General features: G+C 73.0%; 6 protein-coding genes. 3 read left to right on the forward strand and 3 right to left on the reverse strand.

Annotated features, from left to right (window positions below; translation table 11 throughout):
* Positions 1-2: 2 nt before the first annotated feature.
* Together FHS34_RS19690 and FHS34_RS19695 are read right to left on the reverse strand one after the other, a co-directional pair.
* Positions 3-221: a type A2 lantipeptide gene (locus FHS34_RS19690; protein WP_184967110.1), complete on the reverse strand. Its 219-nt coding sequence runs from the start codon at positions 219-221 to the stop codon at positions 3-5.
* A 456-nt stretch (positions 222-677) separates the two neighbouring features.
* The gene (locus FHS34_RS19695; protein ID WP_184967112.1) at positions 678-1091 is read right to left on the reverse strand and encodes a PaaI family thioesterase; all 414 of its coding nucleotides are present in this window, start codon (positions 1089-1091) and stop codon (positions 678-680) included.
* A gap of 214 nt (positions 1092-1305) precedes the next feature.
* Here FHS34_RS19695 and FHS34_RS19700 point away from each other — a divergent pair, with 214 nt between their 5' ends.
* Entirely contained in the window at positions 1306-2793 is a 1488-nt protein-coding gene (locus FHS34_RS19700; RefSeq protein ID WP_184967242.1) for a S1 family peptidase, read from the forward strand.
* A gap of 125 nt (positions 2794-2918) precedes the next feature.
* On the opposite strand, the gene FHS34_RS19705 is transcribed toward FHS34_RS19700, so the two are convergent.
* On the reverse strand, positions 2919-5069 hold the full coding sequence (locus FHS34_RS19705; protein WP_184967114.1) for a SpoIIE family protein phosphatase: 2151 nt from the start codon (positions 5067-5069) through the stop codon (positions 2919-2921).
* A 1222-nt stretch (positions 5070-6291) separates the two neighbouring features.
* Between FHS34_RS19705 and FHS34_RS19710 the strand changes: the two genes are divergently transcribed.
* On the forward strand, positions 6292-7500 hold the full coding sequence (locus FHS34_RS19710) for a cytochrome P450 (protein ID WP_184967116.1): 1209 nt from the start codon (positions 6292-6294) through the stop codon (positions 7498-7500).
* A 102-nt stretch (positions 7501-7602) separates the two neighbouring features.
* On the forward strand, positions 7603-8955 hold the full coding sequence (locus FHS34_RS19715) for a serine hydrolase domain-containing protein (RefSeq protein WP_184967118.1): 1353 nt from the start codon (positions 7603-7605) through the stop codon (positions 8953-8955).
* The last annotated feature ends 135 nt before the right edge of the window (positions 8956-9090 follow it).

A 9090-nucleotide genomic window follows, 5' to 3' on the forward strand; every position in this document is an offset into this window, starting at 1 on the left:
GGTCAGAGACCGGCGACCAGGCCGTTGACCGGGGCGGTGTTCAGGCCGGAGACACCCTCGACGGTGCCGACGACCGTGTTCACCAGACCGGTCACGCCCGGGGCGACCTGGTTCAGGGTGCCCAGGGTGCTGTTGAGGGTGTTCACGGACAGACCGCCGGACACGCCGTCCAGCTCGGCGTCCGAGATCTCGACGGTCTCGACCTGGGGGGTGGAGTTCATGGTGGAACTTCCCTTCGTATGGATATTTCACAAGGGGGAGAGCGGCCCCCTCTGGGGACAGACGGACGGCCGCCGACCGAGGGCGTCGGACCTTCCGTCTCCGGTAGGCCCGCCGAACCCCTGCGGTGCGATGGATCAAAGCACGCACGAGGGGCGCGCTTCCAATCAATCAGGCCTCTCACCTGGGCACTTGGCTCACGAAGGGACTCATCCGTGCAGGCGTGCGCACGGCATGTCGGCGACTCCTTCACATGCCGCGCGGCATCGTCGCACCGGGTGCCTTGTCGGCCGCGGAGCGAATCCGGCACTCCTCGCCAATGGCCTGTCAGGGGGCGCGCGGATGTGCAGATCCCCGGATGGCGGTGACGTCACTGGGCAGTGGATGTGCAGATTCCCTGAAGGTGGGATTCCGCTTCGCGTTCGAGACTGACCGTTACCGATCGGTAGCTGAACGTGTCAGCCCAGAATCGCATAGACCGTGCTCGCCCGGGCGGCGAGCGCCCCCGAGCCGGCATCGCTCAACGTGACATCCGCGAACGCCATCCTCCGGCCCAGCTTCGTCAGGACCGCTTCGATCAGGACATCCGCACCGGCCACCGCCCGCTGGAACGAGGTCGACTGCTGGACCGTCGTCATCGGCACGAACCCGCCCCGGGCGGCCGAGACCGCGATCACCGTCGCCGTGTCCGCCGCCGCCATCAGCGCCTGCCCCGACAGCCCGCCGCCCTCCCGGGCCAGCCGCTCCGACCAGGGCAGACGCAGCACGGCCCGGTCCTCGCCCACCGTCTCCACGGTCAGCCCCAGATCGAGCACCCAGGGGGCGAAGTTGGCGGAGAGGATCTTGTCGGCTTCGGCGGAGGTCATCGTCATATGGGGGATTGTTCCCGCCCGCCCGCCGCGACACGCGCGGCATGGCCGATTCACCGCGCCCGTACCGCCGCCGGGAAGCGGAATTGAACACACCACGCGGCGGGTGCGTACGTACGGCCATCCAGGCGCCCCGATACCAACCCCCCAGACACGAACTGCCCATGAGCGGCAGACCCCCGTCCCCAGGAGGTCGAGAAGGTTGAGTCACAAGCGAATGCCCAAGCGCAAGGCGGCCATAGCGGTGGGCGGTGTCGCGGCACTCGGAGCGGCGGCTCTTCTGCTGCCGAACGCCAACGCCTCGCAGGACAAGGACAACGCGACCGCGGGCGGCACGGCGGACGCCAGGACCCTGAAGGCCGGGGACGCCTCGGACCTCGCCGCCCAGCTGCAGAAGATCCTCGGTGACGCCTTCGCCGGCTCCTACTACGACAGCGGCAAGCAGCAGCTCGTCGTCAACGTGGTCAGCGGCGACGACAACGTCATCGTCCAGGCGAAGCAGGCGGGCGCCGTCGTCCGCCAGGTGGAGAACAGCACCGCCGAACTCAAGGCCGCCGCCCGGACGCTGAAGACCAAGGCGACCATCCCCGGGACCTCCTGGGCCGTCGACCCGCGCACCAACAAGGTCATCGTCACCGCCGACTCCACCGTCACCGGCGCCAAGTGGGACAAGCTCGAGTCCACCGTGCAGGGCCTAGGCTCCGGCACGGCCACCCTGAAGAAGTCCTCCGGCGCCTTCAAGACGTTCGTCTCCGGCGGCGACGCCATCTTCTCCCAGACGCAAGGAGGCAACGTCCGCTGCTCCCTCGGGTTCAACGTGACCGCCTCCGACGGCAGCCCCGCCTTCCTGACGGCCGGTCACTGCGGGGTCGCCGCCAAGGACTGGTCCGACTCCGCGACCGGCCAGCCCATCGCCACCGTCGACCAGGCCACGTTCCCGGGCCAGGGCGACTTCTCCCTCGTCAAGTACAACGACGCGGGCACCCAGGCGCCCAGCGAGGTCAACGTCGGCAACGGCCAGACCGTGCAGATCAAGCAGGCCGCGGACGCCACCGTCGGCGCGACCGTGTTCCGGATGGGGTCCACCACCGGGCTGCACGACGGCCAGGTCACCGGCCTGGACGCCACCGTCAACTTCCAGAGCGAGACCGACCCGGGCGGCGTGGACACCGTCACCGGCCTGATCCAGACGAACGTCTGCGCCGAACCGGGCGACAGCGGCGGCTCCCTGTTCACCCAGGACGGCAACGCCCTCGGCCTCACCTCCGGTGGCAGCGGCGACTGCACCAGCGGCGGCGAGACCTTCTTCCAGCCGGTCACCACCGCCCTGCAGGCCACCGGCGCGACCCTCGGCGACGGCGGCAACGGCGCAGGCGAGGGCGGCAACGGCGGCGGTCAGGCGGCCGACGGCGGTCAGGCGGGTGCCGGTGACCAGGCGGCCGACGGTGACCAGGCGGGTGCCGGTGGCCAGGCGGCCGACGGTGGCCAGGCCGGTGCCGGTGGCCAGGCGGCCGACGGCGGTCAGGCCGGTGCCGGTGACCAGGCCGGCGACGGCGGTCACGCGGGCGCGGGCGACCAGGCCGGTGCCGGCGGTGACCAGATCGGCGGCGGCGCCGCTCCGTCCGACCCGGCCGGCTCGGCGGGCGACCAGTCCGGCAGCGGCACGGCGCACGACGGCTCGTCGTCCCTCACCGGGACCCGCTGAGCGGTCCCCCCGGCGGTCGCTGACGGACCGCCACCCCGTACTCCCCGCCGGCCTTCCCCCCTCGGTCCGGCCGGCGGGGAATGGTCCGGCCCTCCGACGGGAGGGCCGGACCACGGCCGTGCGGGTCAGCCGTCGTCGCGGGCCCGCAGCAGCAGCACCGCCACGTCGTCCACCCGCTGCCGCGCCGCCGCACTGTTGCGGACCACCTCGTCCGCCAGGCTCTCCAGCGGCTGGTCACCGATGTCCGTGAGCAGCTCGCCGAGGCCCACCAGCGCGTCCTCGATGTCGACGCCAGGGGTCTCCACCAGGCCGTCGGTGTACAGGACGAGCACCGAACCGGGGGTCAGGGCCACCTCGGTCGTCGGATACACGGCCCCGGCGTCGATCCCGAGGAGCGGGCCCCCCGCCAGGTCCAGCACCCGCACCTGGCCGTCCGGCCGGCGCAGCAGCGGCGGCGGATGCCCCGCCCGCGCCATGACGGCCCGGCCGTGCGCCGGGTCGAGGCGCAGATACAGACAGCTGGCGAACAGATCGGCACCGAGATCGATCAGCAGCCGGTTGGTACTGCTCATCACCTCGTGCGGCGCCTGCCCCACCGCGGTGAACGCGCGGACCCCGGTGCGGATCTGTCCCATCAAACCGGCCGCCGTGACGTTGTGTCCCTGGACGTCGCCGATCACCGCCGCCGCGAGCGGCCGGGTCGGCACCAGGTCGTAGAAGTCGCCGCCGATCTCCATGCCGTGCGTCGCCGGCAGATAGCGGGCCGCCGCCTCGATACCGGCCGGCGGCGTCAGCGAGTGCGGCAGCAGAGCCTGTTGCAGGCCCTGCGCCAGGCGGTGCTTGGCGTCGTAGAGCAGGGCCCGCTCCAGGGCCTGCGCGATCAGCCCGCCGAGCGAGGTCAGCACCGCCCGCTCGTCGGCGGGGAAGACATGCGGGTCGGCGTAGGCCAGCACACAGGTGCCCACCGGCCGGCCGGACGCGATCAGCGGCAGGTACGCCCAGGCCGCGAAACCGTCCGGGGTCTCGTGCCGGCCCGGATACAGCCGTTGCAGCTCCTGCCGGGAGCCGAAGAACGCCGGCACGCCGGTACCGAGCACCTGTGTGCCCGGTGTGCGCTCGGCCAGCGGGAGCCCGTCGAACCGTTCCACGGTGTGCGGATCCGGGTATCCGCGGTGCCCGAGCACATGCAGCCGCCCGCCCTGAGTGCCGAGGACCGCCAGCGCCTGGCTGCCGACGGCCGGGGCCACCTCGTCCCAGACCAGCTGCACCACGTCCTGCACCCCCACCGCCTCGGTCAGCGCGGCGGCCAGGCTCAGCACCTGGGAGATCGTCACCAGCCGGGACGGGCCCGGACCCGTCCGCGGGGCATCGCGCGCCATCTCCGCCACCGCCCGGGCCCGGCTGATGCGTACGCTCAGGCCGGTGGTGCTCGGATACATCCGGAACGACAGCCAGTCGCCGGGCGGGCGCAGCGCCACGAACGAGGCCACCTCCTGGCTGAGCAGCGCGGCCCGGTAACGGTCCTCGTACATCGGGTCGTTCAGCCAGGGCACCGCCGCCCAGAGCAGCATGCCCAGCAGCTCCGCGGGCGGCCTGCCGAGCAGGTCGGCGGCGGCCGTGTTGGCGAAGTTGATCCGGCCGTGCAGATCCAGTGACACCAGTCCGTACGGCAGCCGGGACACCATCCGCGCCGCCTCGATGGAGCCCAGTGTGTCCGCCACCCCCGACACGGGCGTCGACAGCACGTCGTGCTCCCGGCCGGGCGGCGGACTCGTCCGCCGGGACCGCTCCAGCCGCAGTGCCAGCCGTTCGCAGGCCGCCCACAGATGGTCCCGCTCGCCGTCGGACAGCTCCGGCGGATGCGCACCGGGCCAGGTCACGAACACCGCGCCGTACACCTGCCGCTCCGTCGCCACGGGCACCGCGGCCAGCGCGAACGGGTACGGCAGCACCACCGCGATCCGCGGATAGCGGCGGGCCATCTCCTCCTCGCCGCCCACCCACACCAGCCGCCGTTCACGCACCGCATCCGCCACCGGCAGGGACGCGCTCAGCCCGAGCCGCTCCCACGGCGCCGCGAACGCCCGCGGCATGCCCGCGTGCACCGCCATCTCCAGTACCGGTTCGTCCGGTCTGAGCAGATAGACCGCGCCGGAGTGCGCACCCACCGCGTGCATCAGCGAGACCAGCGCGAGCGACAGCACCGGCTGGGCGGCCGGTGCCCCGTGGGCCGCCGGTGCCGGTTTCGGCCCCGGCCCGTCCGACACGCCGACCACCTCCTCGTACGGCCGCGCGTGGCATCCCGGCCACAAGACTCTCTCGGGGCGGCGCCCCGCGCACGGCGAGCGCTCGTGGAATTCCGCTGATGCACCCGTGCGGCGGATGGCTTCGTGCGGCGGACGGCTCCGGGCGGCGCACGCCCTCCTGCGACGGATGCCGGGGCGCCCGGCCGCGCGGGAGGAGAAGCACGGGTGGTGTGCAGGTGCCTCATGTGCGCCCCCGTCGCGCCAGGATGGCCGATTTCATACGCAGGAGAATGAGACGTCGATTCCCGGACCCCGGAGCGGCCGCGTGTCGGGGTGGCGGCGGGCGGGGTGGCCGGGCGTGTCGTCGGCGTGCCCCGGCCGGCCGACGGCGTGTCGCGCCGTGGTTCCGGGCGGCGGCCGCGACAGGTCCGCCGGCCGGATCATCGCCCCAGATCAGGGGAGGTCCCGACCACCGGTCGAGCGGCGGGGCGGAGCGCCGGATCCGTGCGGTCCGGTGCCGAGGACATTCCGGCCGGTGCCCCGGCGGCATCTTTTTCCCGCGTGCCCGGTTTACGGGTGGGGCGCCGGGGCACACGCGGGTGCGACGATCCGGCCGCGGCGCCATGCGCGCGAGTGACGTGACGAAGTGGCCGGATGGTGACGCAAAAGCACCGGGCGAGTACTCTCCGTTCAACTTCAGGGGGTTGCTTGCGTGTGACTCGCCATGAAGACTGTGGCCGAGTTCCATCGAAACGAAGGTGTCCCGAGGTACGCATCATGCCAATCGTGGGGCGGTACGGCATGCGACTGCGTATTCTCACACCTCGTTTCGAGCGGCGGGGGCTGCGTACCCCGTTGTCCGTTGCACGAGCCGGGAGGGACCCGCGCGGTCGCCGCGCGGGAGGTATCGCCGAGGGGGATGGGTTATGCCGGGTTGGCGCGCCACACGACTGGGCTCGCTGCGGGGCCGTGGCCGGCCGCGCGGACTCCGCGTTCTGCACCGCACGTGTTGAGGGCCTCCGGCCCGTACCGGCGACAGACCGCCGGCGGCTGACCGGCGAAAGACCGACCGCGGCCGACCGTCCCGCCGCGCACGAGTGAGGCCACGCGGATCAGGTGCTTTCCCTGTCCGCATGTCCCCGGTAGGGGCACGGCCGTGCCCGGGACCGCCCGCGGCCCCAGCCGGCCCCGCCCTGACATCCCGCTGTGTGCGCGACTCCTCGGTGCCCGCACGCGCTAGCAAGGAGACAAGGTGATCAGCAGACAATCGACGGGCTCACGGCCCCTCCTGGACGAGTTACCGGACCGCTGGCGGGGCTTACACGACGCCGGGCCGGTGCGGTACGACGACAAACAGGGGGTCTGGCAGGTGCTGGACCACGAGACCGTCGCCACCGTGCTCGCCGACCCGGCGACGTACTCCTCGGACCTCTCCGCCCTCGCGCCCACCCAGTCCGACTTCGAGACCTTCACCCAGGGCAACTTCGTCGGCATGGACCCGCCGGAGCACCGCAAACTGCGCACCCTGGTGAGCCAGGCGTTCACCCCGCGGGTCGTGCACGGGCTCGGCCCCCGCATCGAGGCCGTCTGCGCCCGGCTGCTGGACGCCGTCGCCGACCGCGACCGCTTCGACCTGGTCGACGCGCTGGCCTATCCGCTGCCGATCATCGTCATCGCCGAACTGCTCGGCATCCCCGCCGAGGAGCACCGGCTCTTCCAGGAGTGGGCGAGCGTCCTGTTCGGCGGCGACCAGCTCGGCGAGGCGCCCGACATGGCCGACCTGGAACGGGCGCTGGAAGCCATCGCCCCCACGGTGCGTGAGATGAACAGCTACATGCTGGAGCACATCCGTGCCCGCCGGGCCGACCCCGGCGACGACCTCACGAGCAGACTCATCGCCGCCGAGGTGGACGGCGTCCGGCTCGCCGACCAGGAGATGGTCGGCTTCGTGGCCCTGCTGCTGGTCGCCGGGCACATCACCACGACCGCGCTGCTCGGCAACGCGGTGGTCACCTTCGACCGGCACCCCGGCACGGACGCCGCGCTGCGCTCCGACCCCGCACGCATACCGGCCGCCGTCGAAGAGGTGCTGCGCTGGCTGCCGCCCTTCCCGGAACTGGGCCGCCGCGTGACCCGGCCCGTGACCCTCGGCGGTCACGAGCTGCCGGCGGACGCCCTGCTGATGGCTCACCTGGGCGCCGCCAACCGCGATCCCGCCCGCTTCGCCGCACCGGACGTCCTCGACATCGCCCGGACTCCCAATCCCCATCTGACCTTCGGGCACGGCATCCATTTCTGCTTCGGCGCGCCGCTGGCACGGCTGGAGGCACGGATCGCCCTGCGGATGTTGCAAGAACGATTCCGCATCCTGGCGATCCCCTCCTACGAGGACATCGCCTACCAGAACCCGGCCGTCATCATCGGCGTACGGCATCTGCCCGTCGAGGTCCGCAGACCGTAGCCCGAGCGCGCACAGCGCCCCCGGCCGGCCTCGACACCGCTCGTTCACGGGCCGGACCGGTACACCCGCACATGAGACCCACCCAACGGGAGTCCCCTTCTCATGCCGTACACCATGCCCACCGCTCCGGCCGCTGCCCGGACGCCGTCCCTGTTAGGCCAAGAACTCCAGGACCGTCTCGACACCCTCGCCCGGAACCACCGGGTGCCCGGCGCCCAACTGGTCCTCGACACCGGCACGGACGTCGTCTCCGTGCACACCGGTACCGCCGACGTCGCGACCGGCAGCCCCGTCACCGCCCGGACGGCGGTCCCGCTCGGCTCGCTCACGAAGCCCTACACCGCCGCCCTCGTCATGCTCCTGGCCGACGACGGCGACCTCGACCTGGACGAACCCGCCGCCGGTCACCTCCCGGAGCTGCGCGGGACACCACAGGTGACGATACGTCAACTGCTCAGCCACACCGGCGGGCTGCCCACCGGGCCCGACTCGGACACCGCCGCCTCGACCACCGCCGCACGCTACCTCACGGCCGTCTGCACCGGCCGTGACCTGCTGTTCACGCCCGGCACCGACTTCTCCTACTCCAACGCCGGTTACGTCGCCGCCGGACGGCTGGTGGAGACGGTCACCGGCATGCCGTGGCCCGAGGCGGTCCGGGCGCTGCTCCTCGAACCCCTCGGTGTGCAGGGGACGTTCATCGGCGACGCCGCCCCCACCCGGCCGGTGGCCGCCGGGCACGCCGTCAACACCGCCACCGGGCACGCCCGTCCGGCCCGGCAGAACCTGGCGCCGCTGGAGGCGCCGGCCGGCGCCCTGCTCGCGAGCGCCCTGGACCTGGCCGCGTTCGGCAACGCGCTGATCGGCCGCTCGGACCTGCTGCCGCCCGCCGTCGCCAAGGAGATGCGCCGCCCCGAGACCGCCGCCCGGCCGGGTGCGCTGGCCGACGGCTGGGGCTCCGGGCTCGCCCTCTACCAGCGGGACGGCCGCGTGTGGTGCGGACACGACGGCAACGCCCAGGGCACGTCCTGCCATCTGCGGACCGAGCCGGAGAGCGGGGTGGTCGTGGCGTTCACGGGCAACGCCGGGGGCGCCACCGCGCTCTGGCGCGACCTCGCCGACGAGCTGGCCCGGCTCACCGGCATACGGGTCCCCACCGGGGCGCAGGCCACCGACCGGGGCCGTCCCGTCGCCCTGCCCGACTGCGAGGGCACCTATCGCAACGGCACCACGACCTACCGCGTCGCGCCCGGACCGGACGGCGCGCCGGCCCTCTCCGTGGACGGGGACCTGCCCCTCCCGCTGGTCTGCTACGCCGACCTCTCGTGCGATCTGCTCGATCCGGCCACCGGCCGCCCGGAGCCCGGGGGGCGGTTCCACCGAGATCCGGCCACCGGCAGGGTCGACCGGGTCCAGATATCCGGCCGTACGGCGCGCCGCACCGACGACGGCTGAGCCGCGGCCCGCCGTCGGCACCGGATGCCGGTCCCGATCCCGGCCCGGCCTCCGACGTGCTGCCCGCCGCCGGTTCGGTCTGGTCCGGTTGCCCGCCGCCGGTCCGGGTGCCTGCCGCCGGTTCGGCCTGGTCCA

It is taken from the genome of Streptomyces echinatus (assembly GCF_014203595.1).
GTDB classification, from domain to species: Bacteria; Actinomycetota; Actinomycetes; order Streptomycetales; family Streptomycetaceae; genus Streptomyces; species Streptomyces echinatus.